We start from the raw sequence: 24006 nt of genomic DNA on the forward strand, positions 1-24006 counted from the left end.
CTGTTATGCCTTCTGCACCTTCTTACGCTTACGCACCTCATCAAGGCTGACCACATTATCTGGCAAAGCCAATGATCTCTCCTGCCCAATAACAGTAGCTGCTGTTGCAGGAAATGGGTTCGGAAAATCCCCATCCGGCGTCTGTGGATATGCCCACTCAGCCAAACCTCTGGCAAACCGGATTCCCTTTTCCATATCCAGAAACTGGTCATAGCCTGAACAAAAACAGACCTGATGATAGTGCGCTATTTTGGGTTTGAGTACCTGCCCGTGAGTGAGTCTGTGCAATGATTTTCCACAGCAATCAAGTGAATATAAATTCCTAATCACTTTTCTAAAACGCATAACCAGCTTAATCATGACAAGATCCTCCTTGATGAGCCTGGTCACAGGGTGATTTTGATGAGTTTTGGGGAGAGGCATTGAACATGGATGGCAAGAACATCCATTGAGAATCATCAGACAAACAAGCAAGGCAGTATAGACGACGATGGATAATAGGTTTTAACACAAATAGAAGGGAGTAACTTGATAGGAGGTGTAGGCTATACGTAGATTGGAAATCATGAAAGGCAAATGCTATGAGCGCTTACTCATGCACGCAGATACCTCTATTATGATTATGGCGCACCCGAGAGGATTCGAACCTCTGACCTCTGCCTCCGGAGAGGTGCTTTGGTACATATTTAATATTTGACGCATTTGAAAGATCTCCATAAACCACTGATTATTATTGATTTATCTACCCTTATCATTATAGAACAAAAGTACAAATCTCGACCAAAATCGATGGCGAGCAGTGACCAATCAGGCTCTCCCCTCTTGAAAGAGAGCAGGAACTGTTTTTCTTCGCTACTCAGCCCTATGTGTATTTGTTCAACCAGCTGCTGACTGACCGATTGCAGTTCTTCCAGAGAAACCGGAATCTCCGTCATATCAGCAAACTCACTCTTATAGAAATAACCGGATCGATCCATTCTTTATTCTCTCAATGTCTGGATTCATTCTTCATGTGGGCGGGCACAGTATTAAAAACTGCTGATCCAACGCTCCATGTTTAACAATAACACGCTTTCCGGAACCAAGTTCATAACTGTCTGGGTTCACATCGGAAGCCATGACGACTTCTCAAGCCCCCAGCAGGAAACCTTTAGTACTCCAAATTGAGACCAACAAGCACCAGATAATCTATATTGCAAAATCGCCCCCAGTCTCTATGATGCCACATTTGACAGGAATCCAGAGACCTCCCCCATGGCGATAAAACCATTCCAGTTAGGTAATATTGATCAGTCTGAAGATCCCGATGCAGCCAATGTCAAGCTGGATCAATGGCTGGATGCAACCCGCCCCTTTTATCTGGCATCCCCCGAATACCAAAAGTTATCCAAAGCCAATAAAAAAGGGGAAGGCAGCTGGTTCGATATGTTTATGAACCTTTACCTGAACTACATTGGCACAGACTTGAAAGATCTTGATGTGGATGCGGCCGAAGAGCTAATGCGGGACCTCTTTCCCCGCAAGTTGATCTGCTCCGACACTCAGGCCAAAACCATTGTCCCGGAACTGATTGCCTACTGGCAGTTGCTCCATCGCATCTTAAATGGTGGCAAGCAGCGAAGACTGAAACATGCAGAAAGTGTTATTACCTTTCTGGAGAGTATTCGCAAAGATTATCTGAGCATTTATAAAGGCGACGGCAACGGCCATCCTTTTGCAGGAATGGATTTTAATACATTAATGCAGGCAGCGCTTAATCCGGCTACTCATCACGATGATGATGACTGGGTTGCAAACCTGATCGCCGATGCGGCTCACCATCTGCCAGACTACAAACAGAAACCTTCACCACCGGATCACTGGCTGCCACTTCGTGAGCTGTCCAATGTGGCGGAACTTCTGGATTATGTCTGCCATATCGGTTTTGACCCCAATCTGCCCAATGCGGAGGAGGCCGTTTTTGAACTATTGAACTGCGCCTGTCAGGACGTCTTTATGCAAATCCGGCAAGGCGCTCCCCATGCGCAGAAATTCTGGCAAACGATTGAACAGCAGATCATCGTCAGTGGTGAAGATAATGCCCTGGCTCCTGAAGGCATGAGTGTGCTGTTTGCCGTGCTATCAACCCATAAGCAATTTCTATCCCCTGAGTTTCTTAACTTTATTCATCAATGGCATATGGATAATGTCACTGAGATGGCACCGGACGAGTTGACCCCAGAAGCGGTTGAACAAGCCTTGCAGAGCATGATCAGCGAGATACCGGATGAATTTGCCCTGGTCTCAGCCCTGCAGGAACAACTGGCTTTTATTCCGCCGGAAGGACTGGAGCTGATTACCCATGCACTCATCACCTCCGAAAAGGGCCTGAACGGAACCGCCCTGATGATGCTGGATGATAATCAGGAGCGGGCAATGAGCATTGTCAAAGTACTGAGCCATAATCCGGCGGCCATCACTCCAGTCACACTGGCCCGGCTGATTCGAATTCGTAACTGGCTGGCAGCACCGGTTAAGAGCAAGGTGGATAAACTGGTCCAGGCTGCCCGTAAAAAGGGCATAGCCCCTCAGTCACCACAACCATTACCAGCCAGCAATATCCTCGAAACCTATATGTCGGCCGTTGATGGCAGCGGTGCTCAGGGCGCTATGTTAACCTTCCGTGATGGCAAACTGCAGCGGTTGATTTCTTTTGTCCTGAAGGAATCCGTGGGTATTGTCGACGTATTAGTCACTCCGCCAGCCCCAAAACGTCAGATACAGCAGTATGTCTCCATGATGAAACAACAGGATGCGGCAGCGGAAAAAGTTTCCCTCGAACTTATTCACAAGCAGCTGCCCTTTTTCCTGGCCCTTAACCTGAAAAGTGGCGTCGCCATTGACCATGAGCTGGTACAGGTAATGGAGCTGTTGGGTGTGGAGAGCTGGAACCCGGAAAGCACGGATTTAGCGACGCTTTTTGATCCACTCTTATCCGAAACACCTTCACCGGCAGATATTGCCTCTGTGCAGAAACGCTCGGCAAAATGGACACAAAGTGCTGTGGGCCAGTCATGGTTTGAAGATCCCGATATGATTGGCCCCTTCAGAAAGCTGAACACCCGAAGTAATGAAGCATTCTTTGCGGAGGTGATTGAGCCTGCACGAGGAAAATGGGCAGAACGGCTTGGACGCATGGCACTTTGGGCTCACTACAGCACCAATAAAAACCGACAGAAGCAGAGCACGGATTATGCCATAGCCAACTGGCTGCTGGCACACTCTGATATGCCTGCCCACGACATCAGCCTTCTAAACGCCATTGCCCGAAATTCGATGTAGCCTTTAGCCAGAACTGTCCGCTATCTCAACAGATAGTGGACAGTCTCTTAAAAGTGGTATCCCTGCTCAACCCAATAATGCCAGTCACCTATCGCTTCAACCGTCTCTTCGTCCACGTCATCACTGGATGCTTCGAGTTGCACCAGCGGAACTGCCAATGTTCGATCCAGCCACTTAATCTGAACCTGCATGGTGGCCTCGCAATAATCCTGATCCGCCATTCCGGTAACCACCACCCGCTCTTTCATTTTCAGTGGTGATACCGTTAACTCCTGACAGCACTCTGCCTCAAAGGGAAAAGCCAGCCTGTCATCCAGTTAACAATGCCAGCCGGTGCTACGCTCCAGCTCATCGTAGCAATCCACAACAATATCGTTGTAAATCCGTTCCTCTATTTCAATTAACACTTCAGGCTCAACACTGGCATAATCCGGTTTGACCTTGGCCGACGCAACAACCCGCTGGGCATCCAGTTTCAGGAAATCGCACAACGCACTCTGGCTGGCAGAAAGGTCATCAAGGCCCGGAGTGATGGCGGGGGACAGCGCATCCGGTTCCAGCTCATCCAATTGAGATAACCAGGCCAGATACAGTGAACGATAATCACCGTGCATCAGCTCACTGCGAATGTTCAGCAGGCTGCCCATCCAGCCATCGCCTTCATCCCACTCATCGTCGTAGCTGTCTTCATCTTCATAGACAAATTCAATAATCCAGTGCGCGCCAGACGATTTGTAAGTGCAGATATTCCCCAGGAGGTAACGCAGCAGTGTCGATTCATCAATAAGATGACGAGGCACCTTAATCGCAAAAATTTTGCAGCCAAAATTGGAGACATAAACATAGGCATCGAAGAACCTGCTCAGTAACTGCCTTGGGTCGGCTTTTAAATCACCGTAGTTATAGGTGTTACAGAACCGGGTAGACGATATCTGTGCCCGGCTGGAAATCCCCCGAAGATACCCCATCTCCTCTTTCGACAACTGCCGGTCAACGGCCACCAACTCGTAATACTGGTATTCACTCATGGTTGTTATGCCTTCTGCATCGTCTTACGCTTACGTACTTCGTCAAGGCTGACCACATTATCTCGCAAAACCAATGGCGCCTTCTGCCCGATAACAGTAGCTACTACCGCCGGAAAAGGATTCGGAAAATTCCCATCCGGCGTTTCAGGATACGCCCACTCAGACAATCCTCTGGCAAACCGGAACAGCCAATCATCCACCATCCGCGACATTGGAATAAACCGCTCCATTGGTTTCGCACCAGGAAACGCCCTGGCCTTTTTGTGAACACAGTTGATGCGGTGCATACCCAACCCGATCTCTTCACTCTCGTCCAGTTGCTCCACCCCATAATCTTCATAGGATTGACTCAGCCACTGCTCAGCATCCGCAACATGTCCGTTGACGCTAAGGTCGGTATTTCTGACAAACCGGATTCCCTTCTCCATATCCAGAAACTGGTCATACATGGTCTGAGCCTGCGCTTCTGTTGTAGCACCACTCTCTATGGCCATATGGATACACTCTCTGGCCCAGCGTTTGGTAAATCGCTCAGCAAACTCATCTAAATCTGAAAACATCGGGTTAGAAAACAAAATGGCATAACGACTGCGGGCTTCTACAGCAATAACATCCGTGTACCCTTCTCTATTCCGGTAGCCCTTAATCGCATGCACCTGCCAGGCAATGACATTATCCCCAGAAGCAATGGGTTGAGTGCCTATGCGCTTACCATCCGGACTGGGTAACCGATCCAGGTCAACCTTCATATATTTACAAAAGGCATTGGTAGCAGAAATTAATACTTCAAGCATTCGCGGTATCTCTTGGCTGTTCTCTCGCAGGAGGGCTTACTGGCTGAATATGACAGATTTGAACTATCAGTCAGATCACTGCGGGATGCAAGCAAGGGCAAAGTAATGACATTACTTTGCAGACTGACTCAGTATGTACTCGCACTGAGTGGGTGCGGCGTCGTTTCACTCCGCCGCAGAACAATAAATGCCGATTTCGGCAATGGACTTGCCGGATAGATCAACGCAAATGCCAATTACAGGCATACCAGACGCCAAACCAGTCAAACAGTGTATTGTCCAAATCAGTAATCAATACAGTCTTTGTCACAAGCCTACCTTCACGCTGATGAATTCTAAGCAGACTATCATTGGGCAGCCTTCCCTGAAAGTTGCGCAGGACCATCCAACATCTCCCGCAAACTCTGCTGCATCGCCGCCTTAAACGCCGCATCCGTGGCCAGCAGCCGATACAGCTCCAGCTCATTGCGCCGGTTATTCAGCATCACCTCATCAAAAATCTTGTTAAAGGCCAAATCCCGGTTATGGCGATCATCGGTCCCCTGGTACTTGGCGGCAAAGTCCGGATGGTTACGAATACTGCTGGCCATGCTCATAAACTTCACCCGTTGTTCTTCCGGCGTGGCGGACCATCCCTGAAACCACCGCTCATTAAACGACTGAATAATAGCGTCCAGCGGGTCTTTTTCCTCCTCACCGCCATGGGCTCCCCGTAAATTGGGGTTCTGGGGGTCAAGCTCGGTTTCGCTGGCATCCAGGGTAATGGCATGGTTCAGCTTTACCCGTTGCAGGCCGTAGGAGGACAGATCCACCGAGTTCAGCAACTCATCAATCTGGTCCGCCTCCGGGTCTTGCAGAATCAACTTGGGAATCAGGAATTTCAAAAACCAGAACAGCTTTTCCCAGGCGACGATCTCAAAGGGCATAATGGCCGCCATCTGGCCGTAAATCTTCACGAACTGCTTGGCCTTGATCTTGAAATCCGCCTTATCCAGCTCTTCCAGTTCCAGCTCACGATTAAAACGGTCCGCCGCCACATCAATAATCGGGCTTAACTGCTGGGCATCAGCATTATCAAAATACCGTTCAACAAACTGTTCCACCTCCGCCCACTCATACACCCCAACCTCATCCAGCACCGCCTTCAGTTCATGGAGCACGTTCACATCCGTCGCTTCCGAAAGACTGGTGGCCGTGTAAAACGGGTCAAAAGCCGCCTTGATATCTTCCACCTCGTTAAAGAAGTCCAGAATAAACAGGTCTTCCGTCTTCTTGTTCAGCTTGGGAGCCGCCCGGTTCAAACGGGACAGCGCCTGCACCGCCAGCACTCCCTGAAGCTTTTTATCCACATACATGGTGCACAGCTTCGGCTGGTCAAAGCCGGTCAGGTACTTGTTGGCCACCACCAGCAGCCGGTAGTCGTCCGTATCAAACCGGTCACGGGTATCACTCTCGGAAAACCCGTTAATCTCCGGCTCGGAATACTCAATACCGTCCACCGCTTTACTGCCGGAAAAGGCAATCAACACCTTAAACGGCTGCCCCCGGTCCGCCAGCAGCCGGGTCAGGGCATGGTAATAGCGAATCGCCGACTCAATATTCTGGGTAATCACCATCCCCTTGGCTTTGCCCTTCAGCTTGTGCTTATTGCTCACCACCTGCTCCATAAAATGGTCCAGCATAATCTCAGCTTTCAGGTTGATGGTCTGCTGATGGCGCTCCACAAAGGCTTTCAGCTTCTTTTGCGCCTTGCGGGTGTCAAACAGGGGGTTATCCTGAATGGACTTCTGAATCTCGTAGTAACTTTTGTAGGTGGTGTAATTGGCCAGCACATCGAGAATAAACCCTTCCTCAATGGCCTGCTTCATGGAGTAGAGGTGGAACGGGTGAAAACTGCCATCCGCCAGTCGTGTACCAAACTTTTCCAGCGTCGTACTTTTTGGTGTAGCGGTAAAGGCAAAGTAGGAGGCATTGCCCCGCATTTTGCGCGAGCGCATCGCCTTGAGAATTTTATCCTGGGCATCCAGCGCCTCGTCATCCTCATTGCCCCCAGTGCCAATCACCCGGTTCATATTGTCGTGGGCTGAACCGCTCTGGGAGCTGTGGGCCTCATCAATAATCACCGCAAACCGGTTGTCGCTCAGGTCGCTGATGCCATCAATAATGAACGGGAATTTCTGAATGGTGGTAATAATAATCTTCTTGCCCTGCTCCAGGGCAGCCTTTAACTCCGCCGACTTATAGGCCGGTGCCAGAATATTTTTAACCTCGGAGAACTCCCTGATATTCTCCCGCAGTTGTTTATCCAGCAAGCGCCGGTCCGTCACCACAATGACCGAATCAAACAACGGCTGGTCCACCGACCGGGCACCGGGCACCCCGTCATTGGCAGGATAGGCCTCAATCAACTGATACGCCGCCCAGGTGATGGAGTTGGATTTCCCGGAACCCGCCGAGTGCTGAATCAAATAGGTCTGACCAACCCCCGCCTGTGCCGCGTGGGCCACCAGCCGACGAACCACATCCAGCTGGTGATAGCGGGGGAAAAACAGCGTGCGCCCGGGGAGCTTGTCTTTCTTGCTGCCATCGAGCCGGACAAAGTGCTGGATAATATTGGCGACACTCTCCCGGCGAAGCACCTCTTGCCACAAATAGGCCGTTTTATGCCCCTTCGGATTGGGTGGATTCCCGGCTCCCAGGGCATACCCCCGGTTAAACGGCAGAAACCAGGTATGCTCACCGGCCAGTTTGGTGGTCATGTACACCTCATCGGTGTCCACCGCCATATGCACCAGACAACGGCCAAACTGCAACAGCGGCTGGCTGGTATCCCGGTCCTGCCGGTACTGCTTCTGGCCGTGGTAACGGGCGGTCTGCCCGGTCCACGGGTTCTTTAGCTCCAGGGTGGCAAAGGGCAGGCCGTTAATAAACAACACCTGATCAATGGCTTCCCGTCGGTTGGCCAGGGAATATTGTACCTGTCGGGTAGCGCTGAAAATATTGGCCGCAAATCGGGCTTTTACTTTCTCCGAACTGCTGGCCAGCGGTGCCGGGTAGAACAGCGTCAAATGGGCGTTATCCACATCCAGGCCTTTTTTCAGCAGATGCAGCAAGCCGTACTTCTTCACCAGCCGGTCATAGCGGTCGAGAATTTTTTGTTGCCAGTCCGCCCCGGATTTTTGCAGCTTTGCCAGTTCATCGCCCTGGGTCGCCTGCAGAAATGCCCAGAACTGTTGGTTATCCACAGCGTAATGGGCATTAAAATCCTGTGCATAACCCAGCCGGTAACCGTGGTTCGGTGCAGCGGTGGTGCCCCCCTCTGCTACCTTGTCCCTGTGTTCAAGGCAGGTGCCGGTAAGCTGCTGTTCGATGGCGGCCTCAAGTGCCTGCTCGTTGGTTTGGCTGACCATAATCATCTCTCAATTGACACTGGAACCTCAGGGGTTACACTTCAGCTATGATACTCAGTTTTCTGCACAAAGGGTTGGAGCGGTTCTATCGTACCGGTAAAACCTCGGGAATACAGGCGCAACATGCCAGAAAATTGCAGCGCATTCTCACCAACCTGGACGAATTGGCGCATATTTCTGACATGGATTTTCCCGGCTACCGTCTGCACCAGCTGAAAGGAGAACGGCAGGGTATCTGGTCGGTCACCGTCAGTGGCAACTGGCGAGTGACCTTCCGACTGACACAGGCCGGTGTCGAAATAGTCAACTATGAGGATTACCACTGATGGCCATGTACAACCCCGCCCACCCCGGTGAAATTCTGGGTGAAGATCTGCTGAAACCGCTTGGGCTTTCCGTTACCCAGGCGGCAGAACACCTGCGCGTCAGCCGTAAGACCCTGTCCAAAATCATCAACGGCCGGGGGGCGATTACCGCAGAAATGGCGTTGCGTCTGGAGAAGGTGTTTGGCAAACCCTCTGCCGACCATTGGCTGCGGATGCAAAATGCCCACGATCTCTGGCATCTCAAGCAGGGGGAGCTGGACGTTACCCCCTACCGGCCGGATGCCGCCTGATGTCCTCAGGCCACTTTGATTTTGCCGGTTACGGCGCTGTTGATCAGGGTGGCTTTGTACTCTTTTAGTCGTTCAATTTGTTGTTGGTGGAGGGTGATGGCTTTGTTGATTTTGGTGGACTTTTGTTCAATATAGACTGCAATTTTTAATTGCTCTTCCACTGGAACAATAAGGAGGTCAACCATGCAAAAGTTCTCATACCTCAGCGCTTGCCCATCCCTAACAAGATTAGATGTACTTTGTAACGCTTCTATATACCTCTGGGATTTGAACAGATACTTAAAGTAAGGCGCATGAATGTTTTCTTGCGGTATCAGTGGAACATAAGCTGAACTCACACACCCCTCGTAAAGGCAGTGCTCAATCCCGCCCTGAAAACTTCTCATACTGATCACAAAGTCATTTGCACTCACATGCTTTAAAATCTCAGGATTTAGGTCAACTTGAGTTACTTTTCTTCCTTCTAAGGCCATAAACTTCTGCTGAGGTATCACTCCATATTTTTGAGATGCTGTTAGCTGCTCATCACTCTTCTTGGCTTTTTCTCTTCTCTGTAGGAACAGCCACTTGCTGCGGGATGTTAGCCAATGCGCCGGAATCTCCCCAATCCAGTCAACACCGGAATCTTTCATCGGCACCGCTGGATCAAGGCCACGGGTCACGGCATTCTGAATCAGTATATGCTTGCGCTCTTTTAGCAGGGTGATCTGTTTTTCTTTGACCTGGATGGCCTGGTCGATTTGGGTGGTTTTGCGATCCAGAAAAGAAATAATCTCACCCTGTTCCGAAACTGGTGGGTATGCAATTCTGATATTACCAACAGTTTCCGAGTTTAAATTTAACTGAGTGCCATGTTTACCAAGACCAAGATATGGTTGCCCCGTTTCAAATACTCGATATATAAACTCAGGATTGTCTTTAAGTTCAGGGAAATAAACAAAACCATCATGTATACAGCATCGTATTTTCGAGATTATTGGCTTGCCTACTGTGCCAGCAATGCTAAGAAAAATCTGCCCAGGCTGAATTTTTACGCTCAGTGAAGCTCCAAGCCTTGAAAGCTTTTCTTTTGTACAGTTTAAATAGTGTTCATTCGCAGAAACATCAGCTATGCGAACCCATGAATATTCCCCTTTTTCAGAAAAATATCGCGGGTCATCAATTGGTCTTGGTGAAGCACCGCGCTTTATCATGCTAAGGGTCTTAATCCGTCTGACTTGCCAATGCTCAGGAATCTCCCCCAACCACTCAACCCCAGAATCCTTATAAGCCTCATACCGAGGCATAACCGCCAACACCTTATCCATGCTCCACCCCCGAAACCTCAGCAATACCCATCCCCAAGATGTCAGCAATCAACCCCTCCGCCTGCTGCTCCAGCGCCACAATATCCGCCGCCACCGCTTCCATAGAACGCAACGGCTTATGCCGGTAAAAGTACTTGTTAAAGCTGATCTCATAGCCAATTTTGGTGGAGTCCAGGTTGATCCACGCCTCCGCCACATGAGGCTTCACCTCCGCCACAAAGTAACGGTGAATATGGTCCTTCAGGGGAATGGATTCACTGTCCCTCAGGTCGCTGCAAGGCTCATAGGTCAGGTACTCACCGGCCTTATCCGTGGGATAGTAACCAAAGTCTCCCAGTTCCGACTCCTCACACCCCAAATGCTCCAGCAGCTTTTCCAGCTTCTCGCCACTGAGCTTCTCGGTTTTGCGAATCACCTTCTCCGCCTGCGGGTCATACCAGCTGACGGCATTGAGAATGGCATTTTTCTCACTGGCCCCCAGACGCAGCTGTGCCGTTTTCAGGTGCTGGTCTACCCGCGTTCTAAACTGGTTGAAATCAGTAAACGTCTGCTGCCCAATGGCTTCCAGCAACTGGTTGGCAGCATTGAACAGATGGCACCCCTTGACCCAGGTATCCGGGCTTAACAGTTTCTTCCGGTTTTTAGCATTCAGGCTCAATTCATTCTCTTCACACCAGCCCAGAATCCCCTGTTCATTGGCCTTCAGCGTTTCCGACTCATAAACCGCCTCGCCCCACTGACTGAATACCCACTCCATGGGCTCCCGCAGGGCTTTATCAAATCGCAACGGGGCAATCCGCTCCGGGGTAAACTGCGCTGAGCGTCGGTCAGGCCGTTCGATATTGACCTTGTAGTAACCAAAGTCGTCATTATCGAACACTTTGGCAGCAATGCCGCTACTGTCACCCTCCCGTTCTACCTGAGCCAGTGCCAGATAGTTACCGGTAATCGCCTGGATATGCTCCGGGGCAAACTCACAGTTTTTGTTTCCCAGGTTCTTGCGCAGTTTGCGGTACAGCCCGCTGGCATCAAGCAACTGCACCTTGCCTTTGCGATGTGCGGCCTTGTTATTGGACAGTAGCCAGATATAGGTGGTGATGCCGGTGTTATAAAACAGGTTGTTGGGCAACTGGATAATGGCTTCCAGCCAGTCATTTTCGATGATATGCCTGCGGATATTGCTTTCCCCGCTGCCCGCATCGCCGGTAAACAGGCTGGAGCCGTTGTGTACCGAAGCAATACGGGAGCCTGCATCGGTCTCCTTCATTTTGCTGACCATCTCCATCAGGAACAGCAACTGCCCATCGCTGGACCGGGGGGCGGCATCCTGCACTTCACCATTGCCCCAGTAATCCGTCAGGCGCACCCGAAAGCGACTGTCGATCACCTCAGAACCATCCTTGATGTACTTCTGCTCACCGGCCCAGCTTTTGCCATAAGGGGGGTTGGAGAGCATAAAATCAAACCGCTCCCGGGCAAACTCATCGGTAGAGAGCGTGGAGCCCACCCGAATATGCTCCGGGTTATTGCCCTTGATCATCATGTCCGACTTGCAGATGGCGTAGGTCTCATCATTGATCTCTTTGCCGTAGAGGTGGATATCCCGCTGGTAGCCCTCTGCCGGGTATTTTTCATCAATAAAATTCTGCGACTCGGTGAGCATACCGCCGGAACCGCAGGCCGGATCGTAAATGGAGAGAGTCAGGGGCAACCGCGCTTTGACCGGGTCAAACACCAGATGGGTCATCAGCTCGATCACCTCACGGGGTGTAAAGTGCTCCCCGGCCTCCTCGTTATTCTCCTCGTTGAACTTGCGGATCAACTCTTCAAACACATAGCCCATGCCCAGATTGCTCAGGGCAGGCAGCTTACGGCCATCCGGGTCTTCTGCTTCCTTTGGGGTCAGGTTGATCAGGGGTGAGGTGAACTTTTCCAGCACATCCAGCAGCACATCCTTTCTGGCCATATGCTCCATTTGCGCTTCCAGGTTAAAGCGCCGGATGATCTCCTTGACATTCTGGCTGAACCCGTGCAGATAATCCTCCACATTGGCCAGCAGAATCTGCTGGTTATTGGTGGCGGTTTGGTTCAGTTTGGTCAGGGTCCACTTGCTGGTGTTGTAAAACTTATAACCGGAAGCCGCCATCAGCGGGTCAGTCAGCAGCTCGGTAACGCCCATCTCCTTTTTTTGGAACTCAACCTCTTCCAGCACCTGCACTTTAGTTGGCTCAAGCAACGCATCCAGACGACGCAGGACCACCATGGGCAGAATCACATCCCGATACTTGCCCCGGACGTAGACATCCCGCAGGCAGTCATCAGCAATCGACCAGATAAACGAAACCAGCTTGTTGTGGGCACTGTGATCCATGGAGAAAAGGTTCCAGATAAAACGACGGTAAACCGGCAGGCAAGAGGACAGACAGCGCAGGTTGGGCAAGCAAAGCCAGGCCAATAAACTGTCTGAAGTGGGTGCCTGCAATCTTGATAGCGGCAGATGCTAGCACGAAAGCAAAACCGGTTGTATGACCGAAATCGTGAGGGTGTTTGACGACGATGATAATGACTGCCTTTGCTTCCCTTTTTATTCCTATACCTATGGTAGATATATAAAGGTCACCAGTATCTGGTACAGAACAAGGTCAAAATCGGCACCATCAGCACCAGAATCTGGTTCAGGTAACACCAATAGCCGGTGCAGGAAATAGCAAATTGCAGAAAAACCCACCCCGGCGCGTCCGCACAATCAACTCCTTGTCCAGCAGTTCCCGTGTTGCCTTGGTCAAATGATCGTTACTGCTCCAGCCTCTTGACTTCAGGCAACTCATGGTGGCTTGCAAATCACCATTGTTGTACCCGTCTGCGCAATCTGCCACAGCTTCGCCCGCTTGTCTTGGGCCGAAATATTCAACTCACGGCTGAGTTTGTTTTGCCGGGCACGAATTTCTGTAGAAATGTCAGCATTTGCTAACAATCGACTGCCCTGAACTCTGGCGGTCTTTGGACTATACCCAGCGGCAATGGCTGCACGGGTAGCGTTCTGATCGATAGTCTAGGATTACGTTTTTCACACGTTAGTGGAAATGAAGTGGAAAAAGAAATTCAAGTGATTTTGACGAAGAGAAAACAGGAGATAAAACATTGATTTTACTGGCGCACCCGAGAGGATTCGAACCTCTGACCTCTGCCTCTGGAGGGAGATTAAAATATATTATCCTGAATCTCCCCGAATAGAAACACCCTCCAAACCCATTGATTTACTTGACCTTTCATCCCATAGCGATACATTTACATTCAGGACGTGTATTTTCTACCGGGATACAGTTGGGATACAGTTTTGATCAATAATAATTATTTGGACCAGAGAACATGAAAGGCCTTCCTCCATTAAAAAGAAAAATCACCGAGACAGTTATCAAAAATATGACCAGCGGTGACCGTGTATATGATACCGATATCCCTGGATTTATGGCCGAGAAAAAGAAACGTGGTGTGGTATTTAACCTTCGTTACCGGATCAACGGTAAGCGCAACATGATAAAGATCGGCGACTACGGAGCCCTGACCGTAGCTCAAGCGCGTGAGCAGGCCAAAGTATTTGCCGGTGATGCGGCAAGAGGAATAGACCCAGCGGAGCACAAAAAGAAATTACGAGAAGCCGCCAAAGCCAAACCGGCAGCAACTTTGCGAAGCTTCCTGCATACTGAATTTCTGGAGGTCACTCCGGTAAAAACTGCCGCCGACATCATCCCTCGTGTAACCCGACATTTTAAAGAATTCCTCGACAAACCGTTATCGGAAATCACCCCCTGGCAGCTTGAGAAGTGGAAGCGGGCATTCAAAGGTAAAGCCTCATCCTGTAATCGGGAACTCACCGCGCTCCGAGGTGTTTTTTCAAAAGCTGTGAACGCTGGCTTATTAAATGATTCGCCCATGCCCAAGGTGAAAAAAATGAAAGAAGACAAAAACTTGAAAATCAGGTTTCTCTCCAGCGATGAAGAGAGCAAGCTGTTTGCTGCTATTGAGCAGCGTCAGGAACAACAAAAGCTAAAACGCCAGAGCAAAATAGAATGGTGTATTGAGCGTAGATATGAGCCACCGGCACCTCTGAATGACCAATTTACTGACCACATTAAACCCATAGTCATTCTGGCGATCAACACAGGCCTTCGCCGAGGTGAGCTGTTCAACCTTCAGGCCAAAGATATTGATCTACATGCCCGCATACTGACTGTCGTCGGTGAAGGTGCAAAGTCTGGACAAACCCGACATATCCCACTTAATGAAAAAGCATTCAGAACGCTAGTCAGCTGGATGAACCACATTCAACCATCCACCTATGTTTTCCCCAGCCCAAAGACTGGCAAGCGATTAGACAATATTGCTTCCTCCTGGGATAAGATCAGAGAGCTTTCAAATCTTCCTGACATTCGATTACACGACCTCAGGCATACATTTGGAACTCGCTTGGCTCATGCTGGCATTGACCTTGTGACAATCAAGGAATTGATGGGGCACGAAGACTTGGAAACTACTGCTAGATACCTCCATACCAATGATCAGCGAAAGATGAGCGCTGTGACCAAGTTGGAATAGCATGAGTATTTTTACAAAAAGTTGTTATAGATATTTTTTAATAATAAAAAAAATCTATAAAAAAATTATGTTTCCCTTTGTTCGCATTGTTTCTAGTTGTTTAAGAGCGTTCATACTCGTTCATTGTTTATTAAAAACATATATCTCCCTTATTTTATCTTCATCAAAAATACTGGCATATTGACCTTAGAGACTTTCAAACTGATACAACACACCTTTGTTTGAATTCTCATTAGCGAATCAGGATTTAAATCTGATTTATTGTTTAAACGGCTACGGAAAGCTATATGCCAAAAACCATCCCACCAGCACTGCTCACAGCCGATCAGGCTGCGGACTACCTGGGAATAGCGAAAACTGAAATCGCTCAGTCCCGAGTAACCGGAAGCCTGTCCGGGCTTGAGCCGCCATACTTTATCAGAATTGGTAAACGAGTTCGTTACCCTATCGAGGCACTGAATGAATGGCGGAACAATCTGCCTCAATACAAGACACTTGCTGAACAGGAGGCAGGCAATTAATACTCAAACAGAAAGAAAAAAATCTAAAGACAGTAGATTTAGAAAGATAAAAACGCTTTCAGTTGCCGCTGAAAGCGCTTACTTCAAACAACCACCAATGCGTCGATACTGGATATTACTATCATGAACAATCCAAGGATGGAAAACCAGTACTTTTATAGAACTCCAACACCTCCCAAGCCCATCAGCCGAACTGAGCAAGCCCTTCTGGCCTTGCTGGATGCAGGTACTCAGGGTTTGACCGTATTTGAAACCGTAAGGCAGCCTTTTGGTTACCAGTTTCAGCATATTCTCGGCTCATTCTGGTGCCACTGCCTGAGCAGCTACGTTGCGGCTTTAGAGGCTAAGAATATAGAAATAGCCAGACGTTCTGAAACAATGGAAGCTATCATCGGGAAACCTGTCTGCGTTACCCGTTACTGGATCAAAGACACAACCTCATCATTACGGGCCGTAGCGCTTTGTAACAAGTACCGGGAAGCGCGAGGAGAAGCCCTTATATCCTGGCCACTGCTCAAGGTGCTCAACGGTCAATTCCCGTCTTAGTCGCATATCGCCCAAGACTGAAGTTAACCACATAGCTCCAGCACCCTGCTGGGGCTTTCAGTAAAACCACGAACGGCAGGATGCCAAAGCCATGAAAAAACTCCCTCCCTACGGAAGGCGGTTGGTGGTTCCCAATAACAAAATTATAGTGCTTTTCGTTGGAGCACCGCACTGCTGGATTGCAGCCCGCGAAAGCATTAATAAGGGACACCAGAACATACTTGTGCTTCCAACAATAGCATCTGTAACACAATACCAATGGCCAGTTGAACACAAGAGTGTCATCGTCGTTGACTTCACCGGTGGACCTATTTCCGACTTAGATCGACTCGCCCAAGTACTAATGAACAATGGCGCAGCCTTTGTTGGGGCCAGCCAGCTTGGGTCAGACACATCATACCAATATGAAGAGAATCCCCATGGAAAACCGACCAATTAATCGCACAACCATACACTCTGACATGGATAAGATTGACGCCTCATCAACGAGCCCTGTCACACAAATTTACAACGCGTTAAAACCACCCCATCCTCCCATCAGCACTTCTACTGAAAAGAGGGAAGAGCATAACGAGCTCTATAATATCAACCCTCCTCCAAAAACCCCGGAAGGTGCATTTCCTCCGGACCTGCAATCAGCCGTCAATGTGGCTTGCCACCATACAGAAGCACACCCAATGGCAGTGGCCTTACACCTCATCACCTATTTCGCTGCCCACGTTGGTCAACAGCGGCATGTAATGATCGGGAATGAAAAGCACCCTCTGATTTTTTACGGGTTACTCGTTGGCGATACGGGCAGAGTCAAAGGCACCGCAGAGTCGCAAGCCCGATACATTGATCAACTCGGCACAAAAATATTGAAAGAAAAATTCGGTTACCAACCACCACGCACATTATCTGGTCTGTCATCAGGGGAAGGCTTGATACAATCCATTCAAGACCCTGATAACGATAACGAGCGGGAGGGCGTCCAAGATAAGCGCCTGATGATCACTGAATCTGAATATGCGAATGTTCTGGCACAAGGCCAACGGGGTGGCAACACGTTATCAATGGTCTTGCGGGATGCATATGATGGGAAAATGCTGGCCAATATGACGGTAAACCCAAGGATGGCAACTCACCCCCATATCAATATTATTGGTCATATCACTCCGGAAGAACTATCCGGCCATAAATCATTTCTTACCCAGGCGCAAAACGGTGCCCTGAATCGTAACCTGATTTTCTCAGCCAAACGTGAAAAACCAATACCCAATCCACGGCGCTACTCATCCCAGGAAGCGGAAGCCCTCTCCAAGTGGTATGCCGAAGTAATCATTAAAGCAAGAGATCAACGCCCTATCGATAATGCCTTTAATGATGAAGGCAAAGAAATAACGATGTCAGAGGAAGGCCTGAAAATCATTGAGGCTGAATATATTCAGAGAGAATCGGATCTGGATAGCATGCCAAGGATTCTGTCGTATCTGGCATCCCGTCACCGAGTCTTTATATGGCGGCTGTCAGCTATTTTTGCCCTGATGGATTATAGTGACGTCATTACCGCTGAGCATGTCAGCCAAGCCTATAAGTGCATGGATTATTCACTGGATAGCCTCAGGTACTTGCTGAAAACGGCAAGACAAGAAGCCCAGCAGGAAGAAGCAGCCAGTCTGGCTGAACGCATCCTTTATGCCATAACCTTCATCAACAATGGTAGCGGCTGCACACTGACCGACATTCATAAACATTTTAAAAATAAATTGAAGTCCAGTGATATGGAAAAAGCGATCTGCACACTCCTGGAGTCAGCACCGCCGAAAATTGAAGAAGTCGTCAACCACTCTAAAAACAAGCGAGGCCGAAGAGCAAAAATATTTCGCCCCACCTCCACGAAAAAAACGAATTAACGAATTAATACCCACAGGCCGGTCTGTATGTGGGTTATTTCATTCGAACAGCAGGTGGCGAATAAAACCCACCTTGCGAATAATTCATCAACCAGCAGTCCAGGCGATAAAACATTTCTTCGCCATCCCCATTCATTCGAAAAATCATGAGCGAACAATATAACGCTGTCACCATAAGGCTTAGCGCTATTTATTCTATAATTCATTTCTTCGCTACTGATGTCACTGAATAACCAGACATTCAGGCTCCTGAACGGCCATTCAGTAGGCGCTGTTTATGCGCCTCAAAAGGTTCACCCACTAACTAATCAAACAATGTTGGCGGTACCACCGAGCTGAACACTTTCAGCCGGTAGCCACCGTTTTCCCGCAACACATCAAAATCCATAACAAATCGCGAGTCGTCGCTGAACACAGTTCTACGCTGCTCAACCATACTGTCCAGCAGTTCACAGAAAAGTACCCGAGACCCGTCGATATCCTCATCCTCGTCATTGCCGGATGAAGCCATATGTTCCCTGATGATCTGACTCACCATTTCATCCAGCATCTCTTTACCCTCATCTTCAGGGTAAGCACCTATATTCCAGCACATCGTCGCCAGGCTGACGGCCGACTCCACCACTTCCTGGCTCTCGTCACCGGTCACACTTAAAATGGGCTGCGCAAATTCCAGCAGTGCCTCTGAAATCTTGCATTTCCCCTTGGATGACTGACTGACATTGCCTAAAAACTTGTCCCGTTTTTTCTTCCGGATGAAGGCCTGAACGAATTGCTCACTGAAGGATTGTTGAGTCATGATGAAGCCCACTCGGCTGGAGAAAATAAAATTCATCAGGTGGAGTATAGGCTGTGTCGGTTGAAACTTTAGGTCAGTGACTATCAGACTTCACTCTATTCTCTCGATGACTAACTTTTTTCACCTGTACCGAAAATAGGCACTATTAAACGAAATGTACGACCATAAAAGTTCGATATCTCATAATGGTTAAAAAAGAGAGGTTTGTGAGAATCTACCAGCCCAATCATCCATCCCGGAGTACCTGAACGTTGATCAACAAGATCAATACACCGCTCAAGCTGGTAATCGCTGCACTGGTCGTAATGACAACCTCAGGCTGCACATCCGTAGCCCGGAAGGTTGGGGAGCTTCAAGTCGCTGTATACAAGACGTATTACAATGCCTTTGACCAGATGGCACGTAATGGAGCTGTAGAAAGCTGTCAGAAGCAGCAGGAAGAATCATCAGGGCAAATGGATTCTCTTGCCTACGAACAGTGTCTGGCCTCTGAATATCAGCAACAGATGGATTTCTATGTCAGTACCATGAATCGAGGTATTCAGAACTCATCTGCCAGAAGGGCGACACAGTCCAGCTACGGCACCAAAGTCTACCGAGCAGACGAATGCATTGGGTCTATAGTGAACGGCGTGTGTCACGGCTCTATTCTGCCCAAAACAGCGAATCATCCAACCTGCTATGGTCAGATGATTAATGGTCATAGCATAGTATTGGTTTTTCGCCTGGATAAACGTGTTCGCGTCCAAAAGGTATTGCATCAACAGCTCATCCTACATTAAGAGACTATCCATTCAGAGACTTGGCAAAATCGTTGAGAGTACTGATCTTATTGATATTCAAAAGCCGGGAAGCATCCCTGAGTAACAAGCGCCCTTCCATTGCAGCCCCCACAACAGCCGTAGAAAAAAGAACGCCATTGCGTGTTTTCAGGTTCAGATTAAAAGAACCACCACCGCCTTTTTGATTCCGGAACTTTTTCAGCTCAGCATGATAAAAGTCCAGATACTCCTCGCGGGGAATCAGACCAAGATCATAGGCACGACGTGCCAACACCATGGGGCTGACCTTATAAACCTTTTTTAAATCCGCACAGTTTTCCACCAGGCTGCGCTTTGCCTGCCAGTCATTCACAAACTCTTTACCAGGCACCAGAAACTCAGCAGCAACCCGATTACAAAATGCCTCTTCCTTCCTCTGGTGGCCTCGTTCAGAAAAATCATCCAGCGGAACATTAGAAATACCACTGTTACCCACCCACAAATGGGCAAGTTCATGAACCAGGGTAAACAGCCGCGCGGCAGGTGCATCGGCCGCATTGATAAAGATCAGCGGGGCATAATCATCACTGATGGCAAACCCCCGAAACTCTTCCACAGACAGTTTTCTATTAGAACTACTGCCGACAATGCCGCTTCGCATCACCAGAATGCCCACGGCTTCCGCCCTTTCAATCAGCAAGCTCAGGTATTGCTCCCAGTTCCGGGCACCTTTCCGTAAAGCGGCCGTTACACCCAACGTACGAGCGATATCCTCAGCCACACTGGCAGCGTCGTCATTCAAAGAACAGCGGCCTATAAACTCAACTTTGTCATTCCCGTTTTCAATCTGGTACTCCCGAAACCACTCTTGCTTGAGCAGCACATTATTCAGGAGATCACGGAAATTCTGCCCCAGCTCAGGGGATACCCGACTGCCCACGGTACGCAGGTCAGGTATGGGCAAAGGAGCTTCAGGAGGCTCTTTAAGAAACAGATAACCGAAAGGAACCCGGAGGTGGCTTGCCAGCTTCTGAGCCTGGGAAAAACTGGGCCGACTTTTGCCCTGTTCCCACTCAAGCAGCTTTTCGGGCTTCTGTTTTAACTTTCCCGCCAGATCAGCAGGAGCCATCCCAGCACGCTCTCGCGCCCAGTGGACAATCTCCGGATTGATCATGGCTTCGTTCATTATTGAGGTCCATCGTGTAATGGTTGGAATGGTATCATTATGAATATTCCATCGGTAGGCGTTCGTCGAGGTTTACTGCCATCGTCCAAAACAGATCCCATACAGCCTTGTCGTGAAACCTTATGTGGTTCCTGCTGACAGGTGCAGATCCTTGCTCTTGCAATCTCGTTCCCATGCTCTGCGTGGGAATGCATACCCACTGCCTCAGAGTCTTCGGAACTCGAATCTGCCACCCCACTTCAGGGAAGTTCGGTAGGCATTCCCACGGAGGACCCTGGTAACGAGGTCAAAGCTCTCCGGAAAAAACTTTTTGGCAAAGAGAGTTAAAAAGAGGTAACTCATTAGCCGTGCGCTTTACATCTTTAATTGACTCAAGCTTCAATTTAATGGTTTCAAACGCTTCCTGCAGTTCTATAGGAGGCACTCTGACCTTAAATTTTTTACATTCAGGAACGGAAAGGTGAGTTACTGTAGATCCAGAACTTAACTTCCTAATCTGCTGCTTTATACCGCCACCCATCAGCTCATATAATAAGTATGCTGGCTTTACCAAGTGCTTGTCAGGTCTGAAGTGCATAGTCCTCTGTCCAAGGAAAACCAGATCATTTGTTTCGATGATACCGGCCTCTCCCGCTGGAGCTTCACGGGTAAAGATAATGTCGCCCTTCTGTGGACGAAGCCGCCTTATCCATTTTTCATAAATATCTTTATCAACACACTTCAAGTCGAACAGGTGCAATTTATAGCCACGAACATTGGTTGTTCTAATCATTTTATAAGGTGTTTCATAATCAACTGTTGGTGCTGTTCGGTTCACACAGTCAACTATGTCCGTACAAACATCTGAGATATCCTTTACCTCCCACCTCTTCGGGTTAGTGACCGGGTCGCCAAACATATCCAGAAAGACGCTGCGGAGGAAGTCGTCGGCTAGGGCGATGGCCTGCTGGCGTTTCTGGCGTAGCTGGTCGGCTTTATCCAGAATGGCGGCAATGCGTTTTTGTTCGGCCAGTGGAGGAAGCGGAATTTCGAGTTCTTTAACAACATCCTTATTCAGGTTCTTAACGACTGCCCCAGCAGCTTTTCCTGCCAGGCGGTTATACACTATCTCTGACCCCAAGTAGTGATAAAAGTAATCGGTAAAAATCTGATCAGATTTTGGACTCAATATTAGCCATCCATCGTGAACACATCCTGACGTTTTCATTATGTACGGCCTGCCAAAACTCATTGAGTTAGTCAGCAAAAAATCCCCGGGTTTTACCTGACGGGTTTTCTTAAGCCCTTCTTTTCTGATTTTCTTGGCCGTGGACTCAATGTATTTAGAGCCCTTTTTTGTATCACCAATCATGACCCAGTTATAACCATCAAGATCATCTGTCAGGTAATCCTGAATGGGTCGGGGTGAGCCACCTCTGGCCACATCGAATACATCCTTTATTTTTACAAGAGGCCAGCTCACAGCATTCCCTCCAACGCCAAAAGCTCTTGCTGAATATCAGCCTCCAAGGCTTTCAACCGGGCAAGAATCTCATTAGGCGGTTCATACTGCTCCTCCTGATAAACAACCTCTTTATAGCGGTTGATGGAAAGATCGTATTTATTGGTTTTCAGGTCTGCTTTAGGCACAACAAAAGCCTTCTGAGTGCGATCCTGAAAATCCGTTGCAGCAATCCCTTTCGGGTAGTCTCTAATAAAATGCGACTGCAATTTATGGCCCACAAAGGCATCCACCGGTCGGCCTTTGCCCTGGCGATACTGCTTCCAACTGGCAATCAGATGCGGCAGGTCATTTTTGGCAATCGGTGTCCGTTTATCATCCAGACTATAACCGTCGTTTGCCAGGTCATAGAACCAGACGTCATCAGTCTCACCACCCTTGGTAAAAATCAGAATCGCCGTGGCCACACCGGCATAAGGCTTAAACACACCGGAAGGCAGGTTGATCACCGCTTCCAGCTGGTTCTCTTCCACCAGCTTTTCCCGCAGGCTCTGGTGCGCCTTGCTGGAACCGAACAGCACTCCCTGGGGTACAACCGTGGCACTGCGACCACCCACTTTCAGCATTTGCAGAATACGGGCGCAGAACAGCAGCTCGGTCTTTTTGGTTTTGACAGTTTTCAGCAATACCGGGTCAATGTCTTCTTCATCCAGTGTGCCGGTAAAGGGCGGGTTGGCCAGAATCAGATGAAACGCATTGTGGGAGGCTTCCGGGAATTTGTCGCTGAAACCCTGGCTCATGGTGTCCTGGTAGTGGATATCCGGCTCGTCCACCCCGTGCATAATCAGGTTCATGGCGGCAATGCGCAGCATGGTGGAGTCAAAGTCATAACCGTGGAACATGTCGTAGTCCACATGGTTCCGGTATTCATTCAGCAGATCACCGGAATAGACATACTGGGCTTCGGGTTCGCCCTTCTGGTTAATAACCATCTCTTTATGGACGGAATCCAGGGAACTGTATTTTTCCAGCAGGTATTCGTAACTGGACGACAGAAAACCACCGGTCCCACAGGCAGGGTCACAGATACGCTCATGACGGGCCGGGTTAGGCTCCATCATCTCCACCATGGCCCGGATGATATGACGTGGGGTACGGAACTGGCCGTTGATGCCCGCCGTGGTCAGTTTACTCAGCAGGTATTCGTACAGATCACCCTTGGTGTCCCCCCGGTCCAGCGGTAACTGTTTGATCATCTCTACTGCTTTTACCAGCAAGCTGGGCTTAACGATTTCCAGCCGGGCATCTTTCATAAAGTTGCCGAGTAAAGACCCCTTCTCACTCAGCGTTCTGAAGTGACGAAACACCTCATCCCGCACCAGCTCCATCATTTCATCCGCACCCAGGTTGGCAAAATGGCTGAACCGGTAGTCTTGCTCATGGGCAGCAAAACGGGGCTTGAAGTCAACGCCTGCCAGCGCCTTACGCTGCTCGTCCTTGCTCTCCTGCATATCCAGCATGCGGGAGTACATCAGGTAGGTGATCTGTTCAATCACAGTAAGCGGGTTGGTGATACCGCCCACCCAGAACTCTTCCCAGAGCTTGTCGATTTTGCTTTTCAGATCGCCGGTGATCATGGGTGATGCCTATTTCACTTTAAAGGGGGTAGAAAATGGTGGGAGTATACGGATTTTGGTTTGTAATTTCCCGACATCCTGTTTCACAGGGCCAGAGATGAATCTTACCTGGATGGGTTAAGCCAATAATGCAGTATTGTACTGGTCA

At 49.1% G+C, this 24006-nt stretch carries 23 protein-coding genes; 9 read left to right on the plus strand and 14 right to left on the minus strand.

The features are described from left to right. Positions 1-3: 3 nt before the first annotated feature. Positions 4-288: a hypothetical protein gene (locus CX664_RS21445; RefSeq protein WP_146000204.1), complete on the minus strand. Its 285-nt coding sequence runs from the start codon at positions 286-288 to the stop codon at positions 4-6. A gap of 398 nt (positions 289-686) precedes the next feature. Beyond that, complete coding sequence (locus CX664_RS21450) at positions 687-977, minus strand: hypothetical protein (RefSeq protein WP_101748701.1); 291 nt, start codon at positions 975-977, stop codon at positions 687-689. 277 nt (positions 978-1254) lie between these two features. Between CX664_RS21450 and CX664_RS21455 the strand changes: the two genes are divergently transcribed. Then, positions 1255-3321, plus strand: coding sequence for a hypothetical protein (locus tag CX664_RS21455; RefSeq protein ID WP_101748702.1), 2067 nt, complete (start codon positions 1255-1257; stop codon positions 3319-3321). A 47-nt stretch (positions 3322-3368) separates the two neighbouring features. Here CX664_RS21455 and CX664_RS27145 read toward each other — a convergent pair whose 3' ends face one another. The 4 genes from CX664_RS27145 to CX664_RS21470 all read right to left on the minus strand — a co-directional run bounded on the left by CX664_RS27145 (position 3369) and on the right by CX664_RS21470 (position 8553). After that, entirely contained in the window at positions 3369-3638 is a 270-nt protein-coding gene (locus tag CX664_RS27145; protein WP_219622254.1) for a calcium-binding protein, read from the minus strand. After that, complete coding sequence (locus CX664_RS27150) at positions 3639-4349, minus strand: calcium-binding protein (RefSeq protein WP_219622252.1); 711 nt, start codon at positions 4347-4349, stop codon at positions 3639-3641. A 5-nt stretch (positions 4350-4354) separates the two neighbouring features. Beyond that, positions 4355-5143 (minus strand): hypothetical protein, encoded by a 789-nt coding sequence (locus CX664_RS21465; RefSeq protein WP_101748703.1) that lies wholly within the window; start codon positions 5141-5143, stop codon positions 4355-4357. Positions 5144-5490: 347 nt separating this feature from the next. Further along, positions 5491-8553: a type I restriction endonuclease subunit R gene (locus CX664_RS21470; RefSeq protein ID WP_101748734.1), complete on the minus strand. Its 3063-nt coding sequence runs from the start codon at positions 8551-8553 to the stop codon at positions 5491-5493. A gap of 47 nt (positions 8554-8600) precedes the next feature. Here CX664_RS21470 and CX664_RS21475 point away from each other — a divergent pair, with 47 nt between their 5' ends. After that, entirely contained in the window at positions 8601-8879 is a 279-nt protein-coding gene (locus tag CX664_RS21475; RefSeq protein ID WP_101748704.1) for a type II toxin-antitoxin system RelE/ParE family toxin, read from the plus strand. Positions 8880-8884: 5 nt separating this feature from the next. Next, complete coding sequence (locus CX664_RS21480) at positions 8885-9169, plus strand: HigA family addiction module antitoxin (RefSeq protein ID WP_244910705.1); 285 nt, start codon at positions 8885-8887, stop codon at positions 9167-9169. Between the two features lie 5 nt (positions 9170-9174). On the opposite strand, the gene CX664_RS21485 is transcribed toward CX664_RS21480, so the two are convergent. The 4 genes from CX664_RS21485 to CX664_RS28325 form a co-directional block, all read right to left on the minus strand. After that, positions 9175-10476 (minus strand): restriction endonuclease subunit S, encoded by a 1302-nt coding sequence (locus CX664_RS21485; RefSeq protein ID WP_101748706.1) that lies wholly within the window; start codon positions 10474-10476, stop codon positions 9175-9177. Then, complete coding sequence (locus CX664_RS21490) at positions 10469-12847, minus strand: type I restriction-modification system subunit M (RefSeq protein ID WP_101748735.1); 2379 nt, start codon at positions 12845-12847, stop codon at positions 10469-10471. The genes CX664_RS21485 and CX664_RS21490 overlap by 8 nt, the downstream gene beginning before the upstream one ends. A gap of 304 nt (positions 12848-13151) precedes the next feature. Continuing rightward, positions 13152-13352, minus strand: coding sequence for a hypothetical protein (locus tag CX664_RS25895; RefSeq protein ID WP_146000205.1), 201 nt, complete (start codon positions 13350-13352; stop codon positions 13152-13154). Further along, on the minus strand, positions 13301-13525 hold the full coding sequence (locus tag CX664_RS28325) for a terminase small subunit (protein ID WP_101748707.1): 225 nt from the start codon (positions 13523-13525) through the stop codon (positions 13301-13303). The genes CX664_RS25895 and CX664_RS28325 overlap by 52 nt, the downstream gene beginning before the upstream one ends. Positions 13526-13845: 320 nt before the next feature. Between CX664_RS28325 and CX664_RS21500 the strand changes: the two genes are divergently transcribed. The 5 genes from CX664_RS21500 to CX664_RS21520 all read left to right on the plus strand — a co-directional run bounded on the left by CX664_RS21500 (position 13846) and on the right by CX664_RS21520 (position 18034). Continuing rightward, positions 13846-15072, plus strand: a complete 1227-nt coding sequence (locus CX664_RS21500; RefSeq protein ID WP_101748708.1) for a site-specific integrase — start codon at positions 13846-13848, stop codon at positions 15070-15072. Positions 15073-15359: 287 nt separating this feature from the next. Then, positions 15360-15593, plus strand: coding sequence for a helix-turn-helix domain-containing protein (locus CX664_RS21505; protein WP_101748709.1), 234 nt, complete (start codon positions 15360-15362; stop codon positions 15591-15593). 123 nt (positions 15594-15716) lie between these two features. Beyond that, positions 15717-16139 carry a hypothetical protein gene (locus tag CX664_RS21510; protein ID WP_146000206.1) on the plus strand — a complete coding sequence of 141 codons (423 nt, stop codon included), beginning with the start codon at positions 15717-15719 and terminating at the stop codon, positions 16137-16139. A gap of 91 nt (positions 16140-16230) precedes the next feature. Beyond that, entirely contained in the window at positions 16231-16578 is a 348-nt protein-coding gene (locus CX664_RS21515) for a hypothetical protein (protein ID WP_101748711.1), read from the plus strand. Further along, complete coding sequence (locus CX664_RS21520; RefSeq protein ID WP_101748712.1) at positions 16559-18034, plus strand: YfjI family protein; 1476 nt, start codon at positions 16559-16561, stop codon at positions 18032-18034. Before CX664_RS21515 ends, CX664_RS21520 begins: the two co-directional genes overlap by 20 nt. A gap of 304 nt (positions 18035-18338) precedes the next feature. Here the strand turns inward: CX664_RS21520 and CX664_RS21525 are convergent, their stop codons facing one another. Further along, complete coding sequence (locus tag CX664_RS21525; RefSeq protein WP_101748713.1) at positions 18339-18869, minus strand: hypothetical protein; 531 nt, start codon at positions 18867-18869, stop codon at positions 18339-18341. A gap of 215 nt (positions 18870-19084) precedes the next feature. Between CX664_RS21525 and CX664_RS21530 the strand changes: the two genes are divergently transcribed. Then, a complete protein-coding gene (locus tag CX664_RS21530; RefSeq protein WP_101748714.1) occupies positions 19085-19615 on the plus strand; it encodes a hypothetical protein in 531 nt (176 codons plus the stop codon). A 4-nt stretch (positions 19616-19619) separates the two neighbouring features. On the opposite strand, the gene CX664_RS21535 is transcribed toward CX664_RS21530, so the two are convergent. From CX664_RS21535 to CX664_RS21545, 3 genes are all read right to left on the minus strand, one after another. Further along, a complete protein-coding gene (locus tag CX664_RS21535) occupies positions 19620-20780 on the minus strand; it encodes an ImmA/IrrE family metallo-endopeptidase (protein WP_101748715.1) in 1161 nt (386 codons plus the stop codon). 286 nt (positions 20781-21066) lie between these two features. Continuing rightward, positions 21067-22242: a restriction endonuclease subunit S gene (locus CX664_RS21540; protein WP_101748716.1), complete on the minus strand. Its 1176-nt coding sequence runs from the start codon at positions 22240-22242 to the stop codon at positions 21067-21069. Beyond that, positions 22239-23858 carry a type I restriction-modification system subunit M gene (locus CX664_RS21545; RefSeq protein ID WP_101748717.1) on the minus strand — a complete coding sequence of 540 codons (1620 nt, stop codon included), beginning with the start codon at positions 23856-23858 and terminating at the stop codon, positions 22239-22241. Before CX664_RS21545 ends, CX664_RS21540 begins: the two co-directional genes overlap by 4 nt. Positions 23859-24006: the final 148 nt, after the last annotated feature.

Source organism: Endozoicomonas acroporae, assembly GCF_002864045.1.
Taxonomy (GTDB): Bacteria; Pseudomonadota; Gammaproteobacteria; order Pseudomonadales; family Endozoicomonadaceae; genus Endozoicomonas; species Endozoicomonas acroporae.